This window comes from Terriglobia bacterium (assembly GCA_020072565.1).
Taxonomy (GTDB): domain Bacteria; phylum Acidobacteriota; class UBA6911; order UBA6911; family UBA6911; genus JAFNAG01.
In genome coordinates this window covers 112,456-132,584 of the sequence record JAIQGI010000001.1, presented here as the reverse complement: position 1 = coordinate 132,584, position 20,129 = coordinate 112,456, and the positions used below count along the sequence as shown (strand labels likewise).

General features: G+C 60.0%; 18 protein-coding genes. 2 read left to right on the top strand and 16 right to left on the bottom strand.

Translation table 11 applies throughout. The features are described from left to right. Positions 1-31 precede the first annotated feature (31 nt). The 11 genes from mnmE to LAP85_00535 all read right to left on the bottom strand — a co-directional run bounded on the left by mnmE (position 32) and on the right by LAP85_00535 (position 12,727). Positions 32-1,414, bottom strand: a complete 1,383-nt coding sequence (gene mnmE / locus LAP85_00585; protein MBZ5494871.1) for a tRNA uridine-5-carboxymethylaminomethyl(34) synthesis GTPase MnmE — start codon at positions 1,412-1,414, stop codon at positions 32-34. A gap of 34 nt (positions 1,415-1,448) precedes the next feature. Continuing rightward, the gene (locus tag LAP85_00580; protein MBZ5494870.1) at positions 1,449-1,949 is read right to left on the bottom strand and encodes a hypothetical protein; all 501 of its coding nucleotides are present in this window, start codon (positions 1,947-1,949) and stop codon (positions 1,449-1,451) included. Further along, positions 1,915-3,588 (bottom strand): membrane protein insertase YidC, encoded by a 1,674-nt coding sequence (yidC, locus tag LAP85_00575; GenBank protein MBZ5494869.1) that lies wholly within the window; start codon positions 3,586-3,588, stop codon positions 1,915-1,917. Before yidC ends, LAP85_00580 begins: the two co-directional genes overlap by 35 nt. 17 nt (positions 3,589-3,605) lie before the next feature. Further along, entirely contained in the window at positions 3,606-3,815 is a 210-nt protein-coding gene (gene yidD, locus LAP85_00570) for a membrane protein insertion efficiency factor YidD (GenBank protein MBZ5494868.1), read from the bottom strand. A 54-nt stretch (positions 3,816-3,869) separates the two neighbouring features. After that, entirely contained in the window at positions 3,870-4,223 is a 354-nt protein-coding gene (gene rnpA / locus LAP85_00565) for a ribonuclease P protein component (protein ID MBZ5494867.1), read from the bottom strand. Further along, the gene (gene rpmH / locus LAP85_00560) at positions 4,216-4,356 is read right to left on the bottom strand and encodes a 50S ribosomal protein L34 (protein ID MBZ5494866.1); all 141 of its coding nucleotides are present in this window, start codon (positions 4,354-4,356) and stop codon (positions 4,216-4,218) included. Before rpmH ends, rnpA begins: the two co-directional genes overlap by 8 nt. Before the next feature lie 117 nt (positions 4,357-4,473). Continuing rightward, complete coding sequence (gene purB, locus LAP85_00555; GenBank protein ID MBZ5494865.1) at positions 4,474-5,775, bottom strand: adenylosuccinate lyase; 1,302 nt, start codon at positions 5,773-5,775, stop codon at positions 4,474-4,476. A gap of 97 nt (positions 5,776-5,872) precedes the next feature. Further along, positions 5,873-6,658, bottom strand: a complete 786-nt coding sequence (locus LAP85_00550; protein ID MBZ5494864.1) for an MBL fold metallo-hydrolase — start codon at positions 6,656-6,658, stop codon at positions 5,873-5,875. A gap of 4 nt (positions 6,659-6,662) precedes the next feature. After that, positions 6,663-7,904, bottom strand: coding sequence for an insulinase family protein (locus LAP85_00545; GenBank protein MBZ5494863.1), 1,242 nt, complete (start codon positions 7,902-7,904; stop codon positions 6,663-6,665). Between the two features lie 113 nt (positions 7,905-8,017). After that, on the bottom strand, positions 8,018-9,511 hold the full coding sequence (locus LAP85_00540) for a GWxTD domain-containing protein (protein ID MBZ5494862.1): 1,494 nt from the start codon (positions 9,509-9,511) through the stop codon (positions 8,018-8,020). Positions 9,512-9,682: 171 nt separating this feature from the next. Further along, on the bottom strand, positions 9,683-12,727 hold the full coding sequence (locus tag LAP85_00535) for a carboxypeptidase regulatory-like domain-containing protein (protein MBZ5494861.1): 3,045 nt from the start codon (positions 12,725-12,727) through the stop codon (positions 9,683-9,685). A gap of 464 nt (positions 12,728-13,191) precedes the next feature. Between LAP85_00535 and rlmN the strand changes: the two genes are divergently transcribed. Beyond that, positions 13,192-14,286, top strand: a complete 1,095-nt coding sequence (rlmN, locus tag LAP85_00530) for a 23S rRNA (adenine(2503)-C(2))-methyltransferase RlmN (GenBank protein ID MBZ5494860.1) — start codon at positions 13,192-13,194, stop codon at positions 14,284-14,286. A gap of 153 nt (positions 14,287-14,439) precedes the next feature. Here rlmN and LAP85_00525 read toward each other — a convergent pair whose 3' ends face one another. Further along, positions 14,440-14,817 (bottom strand): holo-ACP synthase, encoded by a 378-nt coding sequence (locus tag LAP85_00525; protein ID MBZ5494859.1) that lies wholly within the window; start codon positions 14,815-14,817, stop codon positions 14,440-14,442. A 63-nt stretch (positions 14,818-14,880) separates the two neighbouring features. Between LAP85_00525 and pgeF the strand changes: the two genes are divergently transcribed. Continuing rightward, on the top strand, positions 14,881-15,696 hold the full coding sequence (pgeF, locus tag LAP85_00520) for a peptidoglycan editing factor PgeF (GenBank protein MBZ5494858.1): 816 nt from the start codon (positions 14,881-14,883) through the stop codon (positions 15,694-15,696). Between the two features lie 55 nt (positions 15,697-15,751). On the opposite strand, the gene mtaB is transcribed toward pgeF, so the two are convergent. From mtaB to galU, 4 genes are all read right to left on the bottom strand, one after another. Then, the gene (mtaB, locus tag LAP85_00515; GenBank protein MBZ5494857.1) at positions 15,752-17,059 is read right to left on the bottom strand and encodes a tRNA (N(6)-L-threonylcarbamoyladenosine(37)-C(2))-methylthiotransferase MtaB; all 1,308 of its coding nucleotides are present in this window, start codon (positions 17,057-17,059) and stop codon (positions 15,752-15,754) included. A gap of 150 nt (positions 17,060-17,209) precedes the next feature. Then, on the bottom strand, positions 17,210-17,716 hold the full coding sequence (gene purE / locus LAP85_00510; protein ID MBZ5494856.1) for a 5-(carboxyamino)imidazole ribonucleotide mutase: 507 nt from the start codon (positions 17,714-17,716) through the stop codon (positions 17,210-17,212). Positions 17,717-17,818: 102 nt separating this feature from the next. Continuing rightward, on the bottom strand, positions 17,819-19,096 hold the full coding sequence (gene purD / locus LAP85_00505; GenBank protein MBZ5494855.1) for a phosphoribosylamine--glycine ligase: 1,278 nt from the start codon (positions 19,094-19,096) through the stop codon (positions 17,819-17,821). 13 nt (positions 19,097-19,109) lie between these two features. Then, entirely contained in the window at positions 19,110-19,994 is an 885-nt protein-coding gene (galU, locus tag LAP85_00500) for a UTP--glucose-1-phosphate uridylyltransferase GalU (protein MBZ5494854.1), read from the bottom strand. Between the last annotated feature and the right edge of the window lie 135 nt (positions 19,995-20,129).

The window sequence follows — 20,129 nt, the reverse complement described above, 5'->3', positions numbered from 1 at the left end:
GCGAGAATCCCAACACCAGAATCTGTCCGGCTCACTTGCCGATGCAAAAACGGCTGAAGATTTCGCCGAGCACCTCTTCCACGCTGGTTGCGCCGGTGATCTCACCGAGCTTCTGCAGGCCCCGATGCAGATCCGCCAGCACGAATTCCTCCGACAAACCGCCGCGCAGGGCTCCGGCCGCCGCAGCCAGCTGCTGCCGAGCTCCTTCCAGGCACTGACAGTGCCGCAGATTGGTCACCAGCAGGCCGTCGTGCCCGCGCCCCGCATCCCCGAAAAAATGCCGTTGAATCGCAGTGCGCAGCGCATCGAGGCCCGCGCCGGTGAGTGCAGAAACCTCCACGCACGGCCCGAGCGCTGCATACTCTTCCCTCTGCGGCCCCGCCCACATCGACGGCAGATCCGACTTGTTCAGCGCCACCAGGCACGACCGCGGTCGCAGACGCTCCTGCAGGCGCTCATCTTCCCGGCACCAGGGACGGCTGGTGTCCACAACGACCAGAAGCGCGTCGGCATCCGACATCACGCGCAGGCTGCGGTCGACGCCGATCTGCTCGATCACGTCAAGACCGTCCCGTAGCCCTGCAGTATCGACGAGCCGCACCGCGATCCCCCCGATGTCGACAAACTCCGATACCAGGTCGCGGGTGGTGCCCGGCATCTCGGTGACGATCGAACGATCCTCGGCCAGCAGGGCGTTGAAGAGGCTGCTCTTGCCCACATTCGGCCGGCCGATAATCGCCAGGCCGAAACCGTCGCGTACAATCCTGCCGCGCTGGTACGATCCGACCCACCGCGACAGTTCCTGCAGAATTCGCTCGAGCTTGGCCGCCAGCAGAGCGCGCGACTCGACCTCCAGGTCCTGTTCCACAAACTCCACGGCAGTTTCCAGATTGACGATGACATCCGTCAGTTGCCGCCGGACCGGCTCGAGTTGCTGCGAAAGTCCGCCCGAGCGCTGCCGCGAAGCCACCTGCAGCTGATATCGGGTGTTGGCTTCGATCACATCGCGCACCGCTTCCGCCTGGGCGAGATCCATGCGTCCATGCGCGAATGCCCGGAGCGTGAACTCGCCCGGCTCCGCCAGCCGGGCGCCTTCGGAGCACAGAAGCTCGAGCAGCTGCGCGACCACCACGGGACTTCCATGGGTGGACATCTCGGCGACATCTTCGCCGGTGTAGGAGTGGGGTGAGCGAAAGCAGGTAACCAGTGCCTCATCCAGCTCGCCGCCGGTGCCCGGATCGAGAATGCGCCCGAGAACCGCTCGCCGCGCAGGCATTTCCGGATGCGCGTGGGCCGGCGTGAACACTTGTCCGAGGATCCGGAAGCATCGGGGGCCGCTCAGCCGCACCACCGCAATCCCTGAGCGCCCCGGTGCCGAGGAGAGAGCGCATATGGTGTCACTCAGATCGACCATTGCTTCCGCGGCGCTCCGTCGCGCCGCGGCCTCTTTAGTCCGCAGGATAGATGGTAATGTTGCGATTGTCCCCCTCACCATCGCTCTGTGAGCGCACCCCTTCGATCGGGGCCAACGCCAGATGCACGATTCTGCGTTCCCGCGGGATCATGGGTTGAAGACTGAGGGGACGGCGCTCTGCGATCACTTTCTGCGACGCTATCTGGGCCAGCAGCTTCAGTTCCGCTTCCCTGTGCCTCCGGTAGTCGTCGGAGTCGAGGATGATGGTGGCGATCTTCTCGTCCTTTCCCGTACGGAACGCCTTGTTCAGGACATATTCGATGTTGTTGAGCACAGCGGCCGTGTTCGAGAGCAGAATCGGGCGATCCGGACCTGAAAGGTTCACGATCACGACCGGCCCATCCTCCCGCGCATCGATGTCGAGCGTCAAATGGAGTCGATCGATCAGCTCGCGGCAGAAGCGCGCGACGGTTTCCCCTGCGTTTTCCGCGGCGGCGCCATCAGCTTTTTGACTTGCGTACTGATCCTTTGTCACCTACCCACCTTTCCGCAACCTTCTGGAATGCGATTTGAAAAACGTTACTACACAGAAAGTAGAGGTTCAAGCCGCTGGAGACATTCAGGAAGAAGAAGGTGAAGACCACAGGCATGAGCAACATCATCTTCGCCTGCGTCGGATCCGTCCCGGGCGCCATCGGCGTCATCTTCTGCGAGATCAGCATCGTGATCCCCATGACAATCGGAAGGATGTAGTAGGGGTCTTTGGCCGAAAGATCGTGCAGCCAGCCGACAAAGGGAGCCTGGCGCAGTTCAATCGAGATCGACAGCAGGCGATAAAAGGCAAACAGCAGCGGCATCTGCAAGATAAGAGGCAGACAACCCCCCAACGGGTTGACCTTGTGCTCTTTGTAGAGCGCCATGACTTCCTGGTTCATCTCGGCGCGTTTCGGGTCGGTTTTCTTGTAGCGCTTGTACCTCTCCTGGATATCCTTGATCTTCGGCTGCAGCACCTGCATCTTCTTCATCGAAACCATCTGCTTCAGGCGGAGAGGGAACAGAACCAGCGTCAAGGCGAAAGTCAGCAGGATAATGGCCATCCCGTAATTCTTCGTGTACTGGTTGATGAACCGCAGCGCCAGAAACAGAGGCTTGACGATGATGCCGAGATAGGTACCGTAATCAATGACCCCCGAAAGGTCCGCGCCCGGCACCGCGGCAAGGTGGGACTGAATCTTCGGCCCGAGATAGATCCGGTACACCGCGCTGCCGTCTGCCGGAACGGTCATGCGGAGCAGGTTGCGCGTCAGCGCCTCGCCGCCCAGCCCGACCGCTTGCACGGGCCTGCGCTGGATCTCGAAAGCCGCCACGGGCTGCGCGGGAACGGCAATCTCAGCAAAGTACTGCATGTCCAGTCCGAACCAGCGCACGTCCCCCGCGATTTGCTTTACCTCGTTCTCGTCCTTCGGCGCCGCGTCGCGCTGGATCCCGCCGCCGAGATCCGAAACCGCCATCAGGTTCAGCGAGGGGTTAAGCAGATGCTCCGGCTCGGGTCCGATGTCCTGACCGAGGAGGATCCGCCCCCGCAGCGGCTGGGTCCCGCGCTGGAACGTGGTTGACAAACTGACCAGATAGTTTGCGGCATCAAACCGGAAGCGCTTTTCGACGGCCAGGTCGCCGCGCCGCAGCCGCATCACAACCGTGGCGGGCGCCGTCAGCACCGCCCCGGCCTTCTTCCCGTCGACGATCTCCACGGAATAGTTTTGCTGGTTTGCCGACGCCGTCAACGACGGGTCGTCAAAAGTCAGCGATCCCGGATAGGGCCGCTCCTCCATATGAGCGGCCGGGATCATGTCGAACAATTCCCCCTTGGCCGTCTTGTATTGCTTCAGCTGCCAGCCTGTCAGAACGCCTCCCCGATTGTCCAGCACCGCACGGTAGAGGCTGCATTCGACGACAATCTGCCGTCCGGGAACCTCTTCCTCGGCAGGAAAAGCTGCCGCGGGTTCAGCCGCCGGCACCGCTTGCGGCGGAGGCTGCGGAGGCTGCGGTGGAGGTACCGGGGCCGGTCGGGTGATGGGCGCTGTTTCCTTGACCGGCGGCGGCTCCAGAAAATACTTGAACGCGAGCAGGACCGCGATGGATAAGGCGATAGCAGCTACAACTCGTTTTTCCATGTCTCAGCTCAGGGAGGTCACGGCACCGGATCAAAGCCGCCGGCAGAAAAGGGATGGCACCTCAGCAACCGCCGCAGGCCCAGAGTCAGTCCCCGGATAACTCCTTTCTTTTCAATCGCTTGATACATATACAATGAGCACGTAGGCTCGAACCTGCATGACGGAGGAAGCAGGATTGAGATGTAGCGCTTATAAGCGCGCAGGAGCCAGAGTATGACGTTCTTCATACATGCCTCTCCGCCCGTCCGGCTGGCTGCTCGTGAGCGCCCTGCTCTACCTCTTCACCGGCAGATTCTTCGTGCAGCGGAAAGGAACTCCTCGCGCAACGCAGCGTAGGCAACCGATGCGCACTCGCGCTTCGCATTCACGACGAGATCAAGATGGCAAGGAATATCGGCAGAAAACCTGCGGAAGATCTCCCGGAATAGACGTTTGACGCGATTTCGTACGACCGCGCCGCCGACCTTGCGCGAGACCGTGAGCCCCAGCCGATGAAAGCCCAGGCCATTGGGCCGTCCGAAAAGCACGAACTTCCCCGCATCGAGCCTCCGGCCGGTGTGGTAAAGAGACCGGAAATCCGAGCTTCTGACAATTCTCTGCCGCCAGGGGAACCTCTCGTCTGCTTTGCTAACCACTCACGCTCAGCCTCTTCCGACCTTTGGCTCGCCTTCTGCTCAAAACCAGCCTGCCGCCCTTGGTCGCCATCCTGGCCCGAAACCCATGGGTTTTTTTGCGCTTGCTGTTGTTGGGCTGGAACGTCCTCTTCATGATCTATGTGTCTCCGGCGGATAGTTTTCAAAAGCACAGATTTTACAGGCGATAGCGTCCAAAAGCAAGATGCTTGTGGATTCGCTGGATCCGCAGCGGAAAAGCCGGCTGCGGCGTTCACGAGCTCGAACCGAAGACTCTGGCGAAGACCGTGTCGACGTGCCTGAGTTGAAGCTCCGGACTTACGACCGCGCCGATCTCCCTGGCGGAGAGTACGCGCGAGATGTCGGGATCCCCCTGCAAAACCGTGAGAAAATCCTTGTCCTCGTTCCAGACCCGCATCGAGCAACGCTGCACCCAGACATAAGCTTCCTCGCGGGAAATCCCCTTCCTGGTCAGATCCAGGAGCAGCCGGCCGGAATAGGCCAAACCCCGTGTCTGCTCCATGTTCCTCAGCATCCGCTCGGGATAGACGAGCAGCCCCATCACCAGCCGGGTCAGCGAGCGGAGCATGTAGCAGACCAGGCCGGTGGCATCCGGCAGGATCACGCGCTCGGCCGAAGAGTGTGAGATGTCGCGTTCATGCCACAGGGGCACGTCTTCCAAAGCCGTCACCACGTAGCCCCGCAGCAGCCGCGACAGGCCGCAAATCTGCTCGCATTTCACCGGGTTCCGCTTGTGCGGCATCGCGGAAGACCCCTTTTGCCCGGCGGCAAATGGCTCCTCGACTTCGCGGACCTCCGTGCGCTGCAGATGCCGGATCTCCGTGGCAAACTTGTCCAGCGAGGCTCCGATGATGGCGAGCGTGGCAATGTATTCGGCATGCCGGTCGCGCTGCAGCGTCTGCGTCGACGCCGGTGCGGCCTGAAGTCCCAGGCGCCGGCAGACCGTCTCTTCGACGTCGGGATCCAGGTGGGCGAACGTTCCGACGGCCCCGGAGATCTTTCCCACCCGCAGGATTTCTGCGGCCCGGCACATGCGCTCGCGATTGCGGCGCATCTCGTCGTACCAGACCGCAAGCTTCAGGCCGAAGGTGGTCACTTCGGCATGAATCCCGTGCGTGCGCCCCATCATCGGGGTGTGCCGGTGCTCTTCTGCGCGTGCCTTGACGGCGGCCATGAACTCATCGATGGCGGCGAGAATCAGCTCGTTGACCGACAGCAACTGCAGGCCCTGGGCCGTGTCGACGACATCGGTGGACGTCAATCCCCAGTGGATGTAGCGCGAGTCCGTACCGACATGCTCGGCCACGCTCGTCGTGAATGCAATCAGATCGTGATGGGTCACCTGCTCGAGTTCCACGATGCGCGCGAGCGAGAAATCGGCCTTTTCGAGGATCCGGGCGAGGGACTCGTGAGGAATCCAGCCTTTTTCCGCCAGAACCTTGCACACCTCCAACTCGACGCGCAGCCAGGTGCGGAACTTGTTTTCATCGGACCATATCTCCGCCACGTCTTTCGGGAAATATCGATCGATCATCTGCGCTCTTCCTTCAGAGAGGTTCAGCAATCACACAAGTGAGGAGTCATGAGAGACAAGTCCTGCACACTCATGACTCCTCACTCATGACACATCACTAGAATCGGTAGGTCGCGCTCACACGGTCGGGGCGGCCCAATTCCAGTTTCGTTTGCGAGGAAAGGAAGCTTGACCGTTCCTCCAGTGCTCTGCGTGCGGACAGCAACGCCAGTTCCGGCAGGTTATTCTTCTCGCTCAGGTGGGCCAGGACCACATGCCTCGCCCTGCCGTCGAATCCCTTCAGCAGGTATTCCGCTACCAGGTCATTGGACAGGTGGCCGCGCCGGCTCATGACGCGCTGCTTCAACGCCCAGGGGTAGGGTCCTACCTTGAGCATGTGGATGTCATGGTTCGACTCCAGCACGATCGCGTCGCATCCTCTCAGGCGTTCCACCACCAGGTTTGAGACGTAACCCAGGTCAAGAACGATGGCTATCTTCACTCCGTCTTTCTCGATGCAGAAAGCGATTGGGTCCGCGGCATCATGGGGCACGGCAAACGGCGTGAACAGCACGCCGCAGACTTCAAACACGCAACCGGACTCGATGCGCCGGCGCTTGCTGTCGGCGAGTGCCATACCGGCCGCTGTGTAAGCCCCGTCGGTGATGAAGACGGGGACTTCGAGGTGTTTGGCAAGCGGCGCGATGCCCCGGCAGTGGTCCCCGTGCTCGTGCGACACCACGATGGCAGAGATGTGCTGCGGGCTCAGTCTGCACTCCGCAAGACGGCGCACCGTTTCCCGGCCGCTGAGGCCGACGTCTACCAGGATGTGCGTGTTTCCGTCACTTACCAGCGTGGCGTTGCCTGAACTCCCGCTGCCGAGCAGAGTAAAGCTTAAGGCCATGGCGTCATATTCTCAGGTTTACCGACTCGAGTGATCTGCCGTTGCTGTTTCCCAAGGCTGCCACCGTCAAAGATGAACCAAATATCTCCCGCGCCAGGCGGCGCATGTCCGTGCGCCGCACACGGTCGATTCGATCCAGAATCTCGCCCAGCGTGTAAAAGCGTCCGAAGTCGATCTGCTGCTGGGCCAGGTATGTCATGCGACTGCTCGAACTTTCCAGGCTCAGCGTCAGCGATCCCTTGAGGCACTCTTTGGCCCGTTCCAGCTCTTCGAGTGAAACGAGCTCATCCCGCAGCTTCCTGAACTCCTTCAAAACCAGCTTTCCTACCGTCAGCGCAGTCTTGGGGGCGGTAGCGGCGCAGACGACCAGAGTCCCGGCATCCCGGTACAGGTTCAAGATCGAATCAATGGCATAGACCAGTCCCCGTTTCTCGCGGATGTTCTGGAAAAGGCGCGAACTCATGCCGCCACCCAGGATGTTGCTCAACAGGTGAGCGCAGAACCGGTCCTCCGATATGCGGGGGGGACAGGGCACGCCGATGCAGAGGTGCGTCTGTTCCAGGTTCGGCTTGTAGCGGATGGAGCGCGCCGACTGCGGAACGGGCGGAGGCCCGGGATGGCTTTCGATTCCGGCCGGCAAGTCGGAAAAGCAGCGCTCGGCGAGCTCCTGGACTTCCCGGTGCCGGATGTTGCCGGCCACGGAAATCACCGTGTTGCGCGCGGCGTGGTAGGTGCGCCGGAAGTATTCCATCACCTGCTTGCGCCCGATGCCCGCGACCGACCCTCTGGTGCCGACGATAGGCCGGCCCAGCGGATGCCCCTGCCAGAAACTCTCAAGGAAAATGTCATGGATCAGCTCCTGCGGAGAGTCCTCCACGGTGCTGATCTCTTCGAAGATGACGTTGCGCTCGTGCTCAATTTCGGCGGCTGGGAAAGTCGGATTCAGTACGATATCCGACAGCAGCTCGAAGGCCAGCGGCAGGTGGGAATCGAGAATTCTGGCATAGAAGCCGACATATTCCTTGTCGGTAAAGGCGTCGAGTTGGCCGCCGACGGAATCGATCGCCTTGGCGATATCAGCCGCCGTGCGTGATTTCGTCCCTTTGAAAAGAAGGTGCTCGATGAAATGTGAGATCCCGCAGACCCGGGGATCTTCAAAGCGGGAGCCGCATCTTACCCAGACACCGATCGTCACGGAGCGGAGATGAGGCATCACCTCGCTGGCAACCACGAGGCCGTTCTTCATCTCCTTCTTCTGGACATCCATTCGAGCCCCGGGATCATTTGTCATCTGCGCCAAAGTATTACTACCACAGCACTGCCCGCGTCGCAACCGACTCCGAAGTTCGGGCAGGGGCGTTACAGGATTTCGATCTGGCTTTCCAGGGTGCAGGTGCGCCGGCTGATGAGGTCAGTGATTCGGACTGCCACGCGATACTTGCCCGGACGGAGGTCGGCAAGCGCGATGCCCTTGCTTATGGCCATCGTGTGTCCATCCGGAAAGTGAGACTCGGATTCCGGACCGATCGGAATCCTGGTCCCATCCGGGGATTCCAGCAGGTAAGAGACCTCAACGCTGGGCTTGCCCGTGACCGCGTCCAGATCGAGGTCATACACTTCCAGATACAGACCGAGGTTGTACCTGCGTGGGTAGGTTGCTTTCAGATTGGGGATCACCTTCAGAGGCCCAAGAACGAACTCTTGGCCGCGGCTGCTTTGGGGAGCCGGCTGGATGACGTCCGCGCAGATCAAGGAGCTGGTGTTGAGTCCACCTTCGCTTGACTGCGGTATCCAAAAGCTCGACACCTGGCTTCCCATTTTTCCCGAATTCACGTCCTTCAAAAGCAGACTCAGCTTGTACCGCCCGGCCGTCAACGGGATGATGACCTGGTGGTAGGTGCGCTGCTTCAGGAGTTCCGGCAGGGGAGTGTTCCCGGTTTGGGATTTGAAGCTGTCATCGAGCTGATAGATGGTCTCTCCGTTAATGTTCGTCACCGCCGCATATAACTGGATCTCCGCCTCGAAGTAGCCTCCTATCCCGACGTACGTCAGACGATCGTTCGAAACCACGACGGTAACGGGTACGGCACAAAGGTCGGGAGACATACGAACAAAAGCCGTGCTCGAGTCGAAAGGCAGCGCATTGTAGGTGACCTTGGCCCGGATTTCTTCTCTCAACTTCGGAAATTTGAGCGCGGGCGGCGACTGCAGTTTGGCGTACACGTTCAGGCGCTCGAACGGCATCTCTTGGGCACGAGGCGCCACGCGCTGCAGCGGCTGCTCACCGCGACGCCAGTAGAAAACATCCTTCTTGTTCGGATCAGTCTCGAGAACGTAGAGACCGGTGCCCGTGCGATCCACGAACTCAATCGTCACTTCCTGCCCGATTCCATCGATGTAGTCGTATTCCCAGATTTCGAAGGGATAGGTGGTGATGGTATCGCCCCCCATGCTGGGAGGCTTTTCATAGCGCCCCCCCATGGGATGAGCGTCGCGGCGGTTGGGGGGTCCGTAGAGGATGTAGATGCGGCCCCGGTCTGTTCTCCAGCCCGGAATCCCTGCCTGGAAATTTTCGTTGGCGTAAGCCGCACGACGGTAAAACTCAGCTTGGAACTCTCCGCGCCTTTCCGTGCTGGCGTCGCGCCGTTTCCAGAACTCTTCGATAAAATGTTCCCGCTCTTCCTCAGTCGTCAGGTGCTGATAAACCTGGCGTTCTTCCTCGGTAATGAGGTATTGAACCTCGGTCTGCAGCCAGTCCTTTATCTTTTCGGGCTTTGGCGCCTTCTGCTGGATGGCTGCAGGAAAGAGGAGCAGGACAAAGACAGGAACGGAAATCACAAACTGAAAAGGCATTCGAGATGTCACCCCGATCGATCCCTTGGGGTGTATCCCGCTTTCCGGGGCGCCTTTTCCGAATCCTATTTTCGGAACCAAGGCGGTAGCAAGCTACCGCACTCCAAGGATTGGCAGTGGCGCGGGGGCTGTATCCCGCGCCACTGCTGCGAGCATGTTAACCCAACTTCGCTAGAAGGTGAAGCGCACACCCAGCTGCGCCTGGAACGGCGCTGCGCCTTCAATACCATAGGTACCCGTCGCCGGGCCCTGGGTTACCATGGCATTGGTTGCGCGCATGTTGCCGTTGAAATTCCTTCCGAAGTTGGTGCGGTTCGTCATATTGAACGCTTCGAAATGGAAAGCGAGGTTCATCCCCTCGCGGAGCTTCCCCAGGCTGAAGATCCTTGACACACGCAAATCGGTCGTGAAGAATCTTCCGGAGACAAAGTTGCCGTCCAGATCATACCCTCCGCGCTGGCCGTTGCGCGAGACGTTCTGCGGGCAGGTACGGCCGTTGGGCGACACGAAACCCGGAACACAATTATCATTGGTTGTCCCGTCCTTATTGGTGTCCTGTCCCGAAGTCAGGGCGTAGGGCCGGGCAGACGCGATGCGAACGATGGGTGAAAGCTCAAAACCCGCAGGGAGCTGGATGACGCCGGACCAAACGAAGCTGTGCCGTTCGTCCCGGACCGTGGGAATGTAGTCGTTCGCGGCCAGGTAATTCGTCTGGTCGAGAGCAGTGCCGCCGAATTCTCCGGCCAGCCCTCCGTAACCTCGCGCCTTTGACAGGGTGTAAGAGGTCTGGAAGGTCAGCCGGTGAGAGAAGCGCTTGCGAATGACGATGTTGAGACCGTCATAACGCGACCGGTTTACGGATGCTGTGTTATTGACAGCAGCCAACCGGTTTGACGCCAGGCCCGCTGCGACGAAAGCAGCGGCAAGGATACGCGGGTTGGAGCCAGTGGGATCTATCCTGTAATTGAGCTGGATCGTCCGGTTTTCATGGATGTTCAAGAGGTGGGTGAAATCGCCCTCCAACACGAAGTCCTTGGCGAACTGCTGCGAGAAACCGATATTAAACTGCTGCGAAAACGGGCTCACATAGTTGGGATCGACCAGGCGCCCGGTTGAGCCGTTGGGAATATCGGTCAACCCTTTTGTCGGAATCGGGGGAAGCGGGGTTGTATTCACTATCCAGGTGGGCATGTCCCCCTTGCCGATGGCCGTGTTTTGCAGATTGGTCACTGTTCCGAACACGGTCGGGTTGCTCTGCTGCATCGCGAACAAGTTGATGTTGTTGAACAGCTGGTCGTAATACATGCCGTAACCGCCGCGGATCACGGTCTTGCCATTGCCTATTGGATCCAAGGCAAAGCCGATGCGCGGGGCGAAGTTGTTGAGGTCGTCCGTAGGCAGCCTGCCCTTGAATCCATTGGTCAGCGGATTGTCGATTTTTGAGACGGCGAGAAGCGAGCGGTCGTTGGCCAGGATGCCGCCGGCTGAGACGATGCCCAGATCGACATCGTAGCGAATGCCCAGGTTGAGGGTCAGCTTGCGGTTGACCTTCCAGTCATCCTGCACATACCCGCCGACGAAGTTGTTCCAGTTCTGATACGTGTACCGGGAATCCACGAACGGACTGGTTTCAGCGAGGGCTTGAACAATCCCTGGTGTGCTGAAGCCTTGTTCGTACTTCACCTTGTCCGTCAGGATGGTGGTAGGGTTGTCGAAGAAGGTAAGGGACGGGACGGGCGTGTACCCGAAAAACCCGCCCAGCCATGGCTCCGTCACCCAATCGACGCCAAACCTCAATCCATGGCTCCCCCTGTTCCACATCAGGGAATCCTTGAACTGCCATTTCTTCTGGAAGGTCTGCTGGGGCACGTTGCCGTTGGTTCCAAATCCTAAGAGTCCTGTAAATATCACGGTTACAGGCGAGTAGTTGTCCGTGTCGATCAGATTGTTCCAGTACGAATGGCCCCAAACAAACTGATTGAGCAGTCTGGGGCTTATCAGCGAGTTCCAGACCATCGACATGAGATAGTTTCTGTTGGTATTGAAGTTTGTGCTCGTCAGATCCGTAGGCGCCTGGTCATTCTCGTTCCGATCCTTGCTGTTGTTCCATGAGAGATAGACGTTATTTTTCGAGTTGATGATCCAGTCCGCACGCGCCGTAAACATGGTGCGTTTGTAAGGCGTAGGCAGCTGTGCGGCCGGACCTGGAGACGCCCCATAAATGTTGATCTTGGCATCGACCAGCGCCTGCAGTTCTGCCAGCGTGTTCTTGTCGATGATGGTGAACTGGCTTTCCTGAAAGCGATCAATTGTGAAGAAAAAGAATGCTTTCTCCCGCTTGATCGGGCCGCCAAAGGAGCCGCCGTACTGCCAGCGTCGGAAGCCCGGTTTGTCGACATTATTCTTTTTGGACCAGTAGTCGTTGGCATTGAAGATCTTGTCACGTGCGAACGTGAACCAGGTTCCGTGGAAGTCGTTCGATCCCGACTTGGTCACGATCGAGAGCAAGCCACCCTGCGAACGGCCATCGGCGGCGGAGAACCTCTGCGTCTTAAGGGCAAACTCCTGTACCCCGTCCAGCGCGATGTTCTGCACGTAGCCTCCGACCGAGTTGTCCTTGTTCTCGATGCCGTCGACCGTGGTTTCCATGTTGCGGCCGCCGGCGCCTGCCACCGAAATCGCGCCGATGCGGGTCTTGGTCGGATCCCACGAGGTCGCGGGGCGCGCGCCCGGCAGCAACGTTGCCAGTGCCGAGAAATTCCGGGCATTGAGGGGCAAGCTCTGCACCTGACGGGTCTCGATCACGCCCCCAATGTCGGTCCTGGTGGTTTCAACGAGCGGAGCCACCTCCGAAACCGTGATCGTAGTCTGCGCGCCGGCCGGCTGGAGCGTTACATTGACATCTGTCGTGCGGCCGACATTGACGACCACGCTCTTCACTTCAAAGGCGGTGAAACCGGTCATCTCCGCCTTAAACGAATAGTTCCCCGGGACCAGGCCCGGGAAGCGGTAAACGCCCGCACTTTCAGAAACCACGACCATCTCAAACCCGGTCGCCAGATTCTTGATCGTCATGGTCACGCCGGGAACAACGGCACCAGACTTGTCGGTAACCGTTCCCTGAATTTGACCCTTCTCGCCGCCCTGTCCAAACATCATCGGGACGGCTATCAGCGAGGCAAGCAAGATTAAACAAACCACACGGGCTTTAATCATCCAAAACCTCCCCATTCAAAGGTGCGCAACTAGTTAAACTCCGGAGACCAGGATCAAGGATCCCTGCCTCCAAAATTGCTTCAAGAGACACCAAAACCTGAGTCCCTCTTTGTCTTTTAAGAATGAATAAAACTCGTGACAGGCAATATGGCCGAGCCCGGACTCAGGGGTACATCAGGGGCGTTGGATGATCATCTCGAAAAGGATCCGGCGGGAACCCCTGGACAACCTCATACTCGGCGCGCCGCGCGCGAAAACACGCGACCTGTTTCCGTTAGTCCTGTCCCCTTCTAACGAGATTTCATTTGAATTGAGATATAGTTGAACATCCCCTGTGAACGCAAGCAAAATATTATAAGTTTTTAAGAATGGCGACAGCCGATCCTCACAACTAACCGGGGCCACTGCGAATGGTGGTGGCCTCCGGGCGTGACGCCCGTGGCCGAAGGTGGTATGGTTTTCGGGTGGATGTCGAAAATGGGAGGAAGGAGAACCTGATCGGCACCTCGCTCGCGGAGATCGAGATGCTTGCCTCAGAGCTAGGGGAGCCGGGCTTTCGCGGCCGGCAGATCTATGCCGGCCTCTACCGGCGCCGGTTGCATGATTGGGGCCTCTTTACTGATCTCGGCAAGCAGCTCCGCGACAAGCTCGCTGGACGTTGCATCATCGCTTATCCCGATGCGGTCAAGGTGTTTCAATCCTCCGACGGCACACGCCGCTATCTGTTTGAAGTTTCCGCCGGGCACAGAGTCGAGTCCGCCTTCATTCCCGAAGAAAAGCGCGACACCTTCTGCATCTCCACGCAAGTCGGGTGCGCCGTGGAGTGCCTCTTCTGCGTTACAGGGAGGCTGCCCATGCGCCGCAACCTCTCCGCCGGTGAAATCATCGGGCAGGTTCTGGCCTTGGAGGCAGACCGGCAGACCGACTTGAAGCGGCTGAACATAGTGATTATGGGGATGGGGGAGCCGTTGCTCAACTACGACAACGTCATGAAGGCGCTCCGACTCATGACCGATCCGCTGGGAATGTCCATTTCCACGCGCCGCATCACTCTCTCGACATCGGGCATCGTGCCCGGGCTGGAGCGCCTGGCTCAGGAAGATCTCATCCCCAACCTGGCCATCTCGCTCAATGCAACCACCGACGCCGTGCGGAACGTGCTCATCCCGATCAATCGCAAGTGGAACATCGCGGCTCTCCTCGAAGCCTGTCGCAGGTTTCCCCTCGAACCCCGCCGCCGCATTACCTTCGAATATGTCCTGATCGAAGGGGTCAACGACACGCCGGAAGATGCGCTCCGGCTGGTGCAGCTGCTCAAAGGTCTGAAGAAAAAGATCAACTTGATCCCTCTGAATGCGGATCCCTGGGTGCCGCTGAAGGCTCCCGGGGAAGAGCGCGTGCTGGCTTTTCAGGACCTACTTCACCAACACCACCTCACCGCCTACATCCGCCGGCCGAGGGGCGGCGATGTCTCGGCGGCGTGCGGCATGCTTGCCGGCAGGGACTATCCAAAAGGGGACGACACCCACCTGCCGCCTAAGCCTGCGCAGCTGGCGTAGCCGGTTCCGGGAATAATAGTGAGAAGCAAAAGCTAGGCAGAGGACCCAAAAGGAAGCAGAGAGCGCAGAGAGTGCGGAACCGAGGCTCTCAAGGCTCTGCGCTGAGCTTTAGAGTGCGGAGTTAGCGCGGAAGGGCGCTACGATCAGGGTCTCTTACTGTTCGAGGATGACGAGCGCGACGGCGCTATCTTCGGAATGAGAGAGGCTGAGGTGGATTGCGCCGGCGCCCAGTGCCTTGCTGACTTCTTCCGCGCGGCCGCTCAGCCCAAGCCGGGGAGCCCCGCCGTCCTCTCTGAGAACCTCAACATTGAGCCAGGTCACACCCTGGGCCCAGCCGGTTCCCAGCGCCTTGAAGAGCGCCTCCTTGGCGGCGAAGCGAGCCGCGTAGTAAGGAGCGGGATCACGGTGGGCACGGCAGTACGCCTGCTCAGCGGCGGTGAAGACGCGCCGGACGAAGCGATCGCCTTGCCTCTCCAGGGCGCGGCGCAGGCGCCGGATGTCGACAATATCGATGCCGATGCCGACAATCATCATACCCTCCCAGGACCGGATTGACACAGCCCCTCCGGCCGATCCACTATTCCCGTCATGCAGATGAATGGCTTCGTCCTACGCCAGACAGCAGGAGTCCCCTATTACACCTGCGCGGCCCTCGAACGAGACCCCGGTCTGCGTCACGGGTTCTCCACGCGCTGCGGCGGCGTGAGCCCTGCCCCGGAAGGGGCGTTGAATCTCGGACACGTCGCCTGGGACGCATCCGCCAACGTAACGGAAAACCGGCGCCGGTTCCTTTCAGCGCTTAATCTCGCACCCGAGTGCCTGGCGACTGTGGCCCAGATTCACTCCGCCGAGTTTCATATCATAAAAACCCGGGCTCACCAATGGAATCCACGAAACCGGGGAGATGCGCTCATTACCAGTGAGAAGGGCGTTGCGCTGGCCGTTCAGGTGGCCGATTGTTTTCCGGTGCTGATCTCCGATCCGATCGCAGGGATCATCGCGGCAGTACATGCCGGATGGCGCGGAACTCTCGCCCGCATTTTGCGCCGTACTCTGGAAGGCATGCGGGACCACCTCGGCGCCGAACCGGCCCGCGCAGTGGCAGCAATCGGTCCGGGCATCCGCGCCTGTTGCCTCGAGGTCGGTTCTGATGTGGCTTCTTCTTTCGAGTCCGCCTTTCCCGGCGTGCACCTCTGCAGCCCGCGTACGAAAAAGCCGGGAAAGTATCTCCTCGATTTGCTTCAGGCTCTCAAGATCCAACTGTCGGAAGCGGGCGTCCCCGGGGAAAATGTTTTCGATCTGGGCCAGTGCACGCGCTGCCATCCGCAAGAGTTCTTCTCATACCGGGCAGACGGAGCCCGCGCCGGCAGAATGATGGGAGTCATCTGCAGGGTCGCACAGGCGGGCTAAATCCCAATTCAACCTCGGCTACCTTCTCCCCATCTGAGTCTTCGCATCACCGCGGTTACACGAAGGCAGCCTTGGTTCCTTCCGGCAAAACCTCACCGATACGGATATGAATCAGGCGGTTTGCCGGTATTGCGGGCCCCGTAATCCTGGCGTGGATGTAGTTGTCGGTCAACGCGACCGACTCCCCCAATTGTTCCGCTTTCGCGAGGCTGATGGCGGGCAAGACCTTTCCGACAAACCGCTGCCGGAAGGCGAGATTCCTGGCCATGGAGAGCTCGCGCAGGATCTCGCAGCGTTCGTGCAGCACGCCCGGGGGCACCTCCCCCGGCAGGAAGGAAGCTTCCGTTCCTGGGCGCGCGGAAAACGGGAAGACATGCAGATAAGTGAGTGGCGATTGGCGGACGAGTTCGCAGGTCGCTTCGAAATCGTCCACCGTCTCTCCTGGAAACCCGACGAGCACGTCCGTACCCAGCCCCACCGTCGGCAGGCTCGAATGGATGTATTGGAGCAGATCGAGGAAATCTGCGGCCCTGTAAGGCCGGCGCATGAGCCGCAGGATGCGATCGCTGCCGCTTTGCAGCGGAATGTGAAAGTGGGGTGCGAACGCAGGGTATTGAGCGGCCAGGGCCACGATGCCACGATCAAAGCGCATGGGTTCGATGCTGCTGAGCCGCAGCCGACCCAGGCCGGGGACCTCGAGGATGCGCTGCAGCAAGTCGGTCAGCCGTATCGGTTGCGACAGCTTGCGCCCGTACGATCCCAAGTGGACTCCGGTCAGCACAATTTCCTGGTAGCCGTGATCCACCAGACGCCGGATCGCCGCAAGTATGTCCTCTGGGAGGGCGCTGCGCCCCGGACCGCGCACAGAAGGCACGATGCAATAGGTGCAGCGCGCGTCGCAACCGTCCTGAAGCTTGAGGAACGGGCGCGTCTTACCGCCAATGTGCGACGCGCCGTCGATCAGGCAGTCGCGCGCCGCGTCGATCGGCGTCCTGATGATTCTGCCGCCGGGCCCGGCCTCCGAGCGCCAGACTTCAGCCAACCGGATCCTGTCGGCGTTGCCGAGGACCAGGTTGACCCCGGGAATAGCCGCCAGCGTCTCCGGGTCACGCTCGGCATAGCAGCCGGCAATAACGATCCTGGCACCGGGATTCTCCCGGTGAAGCCGCCGAACGGTCTGGCGTACCTGTTGGTCCGCGCGCCGCGTGACGGTGCACGAATTGACCACGATCAGGTCGGCATCCCTGTGGTCGTCCGACTCACGAAGCGAGCCCTCACAGAGGCGCGCGCGCATCTCAGCACTGTCGGCCTGGTTGCAGCGGCATCCGAAGGTACAGAGGAAGAATTTTGCACTGCTTTCCATATAGACAATGGCGCATTCGCAATGAAGTTCCTGGCGTATGGGAGCTTGCTATCGCCTTCGTGTGGAGTGACGCAGGAAGGGAGAAATCAAGGCGCAAGCGAGTTCGCGCGCTCCAGGGATTTCCTCAAGCGAAATGGGGACCTCCCGCACTCATGCATTATGAGATTTCTTCAGTTCCCGGTCGCGCTCCTCGACTCGGTCGGCGAGCTGTTTTTTGTAATCCTTGAGCCGCCGAGCCAGCTCGGGATCCATGCGCGCCAATATCTGGGCGGCCAAAACGGCGGCATTGCTGGCACCGGTCTTGCCAATCCCCATGGTCGCCACCGGCACTCCTGCAGGCATCATCGCGGTGGAAAGCAGAGAATCCATTCCCCTCAGCGGCGACGAATCGATGGGAACACCGATGACCGGCAGGATGGTGTGGGATGCAAGCACGCCAGCCAAATGCGCCGCGGCTCCGGCGCACGCAATGACGATCTGAATTCCACGATCCTCCAGGGTCACGGCATAGCGGTGCGTCCGATCCGGTGAACGGTGCGCGCTCGTAACCGTGATCTCGTGTGGGATTTCGAAATCATGCAGGATGCGGATCATATCCTGGATCACGGGATAGTCGTTGTCGCTGCCCAGCACAATTGCTACCTTTGGTTTGCTCACTCCCTCCTCCGAACGGCGAATGACGCATGACGAGCGACGAATAAGAGGGCGCCCCGGCGTTGGGATCTCAGGCGCTTTTCTGTCGTTATTATTCGTAACTCGTCATTTGATTAGGCCTTTAGCTCCGATGTCGCGGCGGTAATGCATGCCTTCGAAGTATATCCTGTTGACCGCCTCGTAAGCCGCCATCACCGCAGAAGACAGATCATCGGCCAGGGCAGTCACTCCCAACACGCGTCCCCCATCGGTCACCAGTGCTCTCCCCTCGTGCCGCGTGCCGGAGTGAAATATCACGACGCGGTCGTCCTCCTCGGCCATTTTCAGGCCCGAGATCGGCTTCCCCTTCGGGTAGGCGCCCGGATAGCCTTCCGAGGCAAGAACCACACACACAGTCGGCCGGTCTGTCCAAACGGCCCGATAGGTGTTCAACCGCTCCAGGCACAGCGCTTCGCACAGCTCGGCGAAATCGCTGGTAAGCCGCGGCAGGATCACCTGTCCTTCCGGATCGCCCATGCGGACGTTGAACTCGAGCACGCGTGGTCCTGCGCTCGTGAGCATCAAGCCGGTATAGAGGATGCCCTGGAACGGAGCTCCCTCAGCCTGCATCGCGTCAATCACCGGCCGGACGATCCCCGCCAGAATCCGATTCTGCAGCTCGGGTCCGAGGATGGTATCGGTGGAATAGGCCCCCATGCCGCCGGTATTCGGCCCCATGTCGTGATCATAAACAGCCTTGTGATCCTGGGCAGCGGCAGCTGGGAGAATGGTGTCCCCATCGGTAAAGACGATAAACGAGGCTTCCTTCCCTTCGAGAAATTCCTCCAGCACGATCCTGTCGCCGGCGGCGCCGAACTGCCGCTCGATCATGATCGACTCGATCGCCCGGCGCGCCTCTTCCCGGCTCCGTGCCACCACAACCCCTTTGCCCGCTGCGAGGCCGTCGGCCTTGACGACGAGCGGGTAACGGATTTCGGCGGAAGCCAGCCGTGAGAGAGCTTCCTGAGGCTGAGAATGAATGGTGAAGCCGGCTGTAGGGATGCCGTGGCGAGCCATGAATTCTTTGGCGAACACCTTGCTCGATTCCAGACGCGCCGCCGCCTGGCTCGGCCCCAACACCGCTATGCCATGTGTGCGCAAGCCGTCGGCCAAGCCGGCCGCAAGCGGAGCTTCCGGGCCGACCAGGACCAGATCGACGCGCTCGCGACCGGCCAACTCGAGCAACCCGGCCTGATCCAGAGGTGATACCTGGAGGCAGCGCGCCACCTCCTCGATGCCGCCATTGCCGGGGGCACAGAGAATCTCATGCACGCGCGCGCTCCGGCGCAGTTTCCAGACGAGCGCGTGCTCCCTGCCCCCGGAGCCGACTACCAGGATCCGCATAGGTTGGACTCAATCAAAGTTCGTTCAGGTTCAGAGATTTCAGATAGGAACGGAAGGCCGGGCCGAGTTCCGCATTCTTGAGCGCAAACTCCACCGTTGTCTTGAGAAAGCCGAGCTTTTCGCCCGCATCGTAACGCTTGCCGCGGAACTTGTAGGCGAAGATGGGCTCCTTGCCCAGCAAGTCCCTCAGGCCGTCGGTCAGCTGGATCTCGCCGCCCGCGCCACGTTCGGTCTTCTCGAGCAAATCGAATATCGCCGGTGTCAGAATGTAGCGGCCGATGATCGCCAGATTCGAAGGGCTGTCTTCGACGCGCGGTTTCTCTACCATGTTTTTCACTTCATGAACCCGGCCGTCGCCGCTCGCGAGCGGGACACCGTCTATAATCCCATATCGGAAGACCTCTTCTCTTGGCACCTCCATGATGGCCACCACGCTCGCATGATGCCGCTCGTAGATCTTGATCATTTGTCCTATGCACGGCTCGTCGGCATCGATAATGTCGTCGCCCAGCAGAACGGCGAAGGGTTCCCCCTGCACCAGGTCGCGCGCCATCAGGATCGCGTGGCCCAGCCCGAGAGCTTCTTTCTGACGCACGTAGGCGATGTGCACCATGTCCGAAACGGCGCGGACCAGGCGCAACAAATCCGATTTGCCGCGATCTTCCAGGGTGCGCTCGAGCTCGAAGGAGACATCGAAATGATCCTCGATGGCATTTTTCCCGCGCCCGGTGATGATAATCAGGTTGTCCAGGCCGGAAGCAACGGCTTCTTCGACCGCATACTGGATTATGGGCTTGTCTACAAGAACGAGCATCTCCTTCGGCTGCGCTTTCGTCGCCGGAAGAAACCTGGTGCCCAATCCCGCGGCCGGGAACACTGCTCTGCGAAGCTTGCTCATGTCAGTCCTCGATCGCTGCAATTTGATCGGATTCATTGAAACAATGCCTACAGGCAATGTCAATGGAAACCATGGTCCCACGCACTGCAATGGGAAATTCCCAGAAGAGACAATCGCCCGGACACAAAAACGCCA

Bases quoted from the DNA above. Each gene is read 5' to 3' on its own strand.
- mnmE (MBZ5494871.1), bottom strand. From the start codon at position 1,414: ATGGTCGATCTGAGTGACACCATATGCGCTCTCTCCTCGGCACCGGGG.
- yidC (MBZ5494869.1), bottom strand. From the start codon at position 3,588: ATGGAAAAACGAGTTGTAGCTGCTATCGCCTTATCCATCGCGGTCCTG.
- yidD (MBZ5494868.1), bottom strand. From the start codon at position 3,815: ATGAAGAACGTCATACTCTGGCTCCTGCGCGCTTATAAGCGCTACATC.
- rpmH (MBZ5494866.1), bottom strand. From the start codon at position 4,356: ATGAAGAGGACGTTCCAGCCCAACAACAGCAAGCGCAAAAAAACCCAT.
- purB (MBZ5494865.1), bottom strand. From the start codon at position 5,775: ATGATCGATCGATATTTCCCGAAAGACGTGGCGGAGATATGGTCCGAT.
- LAP85_00550 (MBZ5494864.1), bottom strand. From the start codon at position 6,658: ATGGCCTTAAGCTTTACTCTGCTCGGCAGCGGGAGTTCAGGCAACGCC.
- LAP85_00545 (MBZ5494863.1), bottom strand. From the start codon at position 7,904: ATGAAGAACGGCCTCGTGGTTGCCAGCGAGGTGATGCCTCATCTCCGC.
- LAP85_00540 (MBZ5494862.1), bottom strand. From the start codon at position 9,511: ATGCCTTTTCAGTTTGTGATTTCCGTTCCTGTCTTTGTCCTGCTCCTC.
- LAP85_00535 (MBZ5494861.1), bottom strand. From the start codon at position 12,727: ATGATTAAAGCCCGTGTGGTTTGTTTAATCTTGCTTGCCTCGCTGATA.
- LAP85_00525 (MBZ5494859.1), bottom strand. From the start codon at position 14,817: ATGATTGTCGGCATCGGCATCGATATTGTCGACATCCGGCGCCTGCGC.
- pgeF (MBZ5494858.1), top strand. From the start codon at position 14,881: ATGAATGGCTTCGTCCTACGCCAGACAGCAGGAGTCCCCTATTACACC.
- mtaB (MBZ5494857.1), bottom strand. From the start codon at position 17,059: ATGGAAAGCAGTGCAAAATTCTTCCTCTGTACCTTCGGATGCCGCTGC.
- purD (MBZ5494855.1), bottom strand. From the start codon at position 19,096: ATGCGGATCCTGGTAGTCGGCTCCGGGGGCAGGGAGCACGCGCTCGTC.
- galU (MBZ5494854.1), bottom strand. From the start codon at position 19,994: ATGAGCAAGCTTCGCAGAGCAGTGTTCCCGGCCGCGGGATTGGGCACC.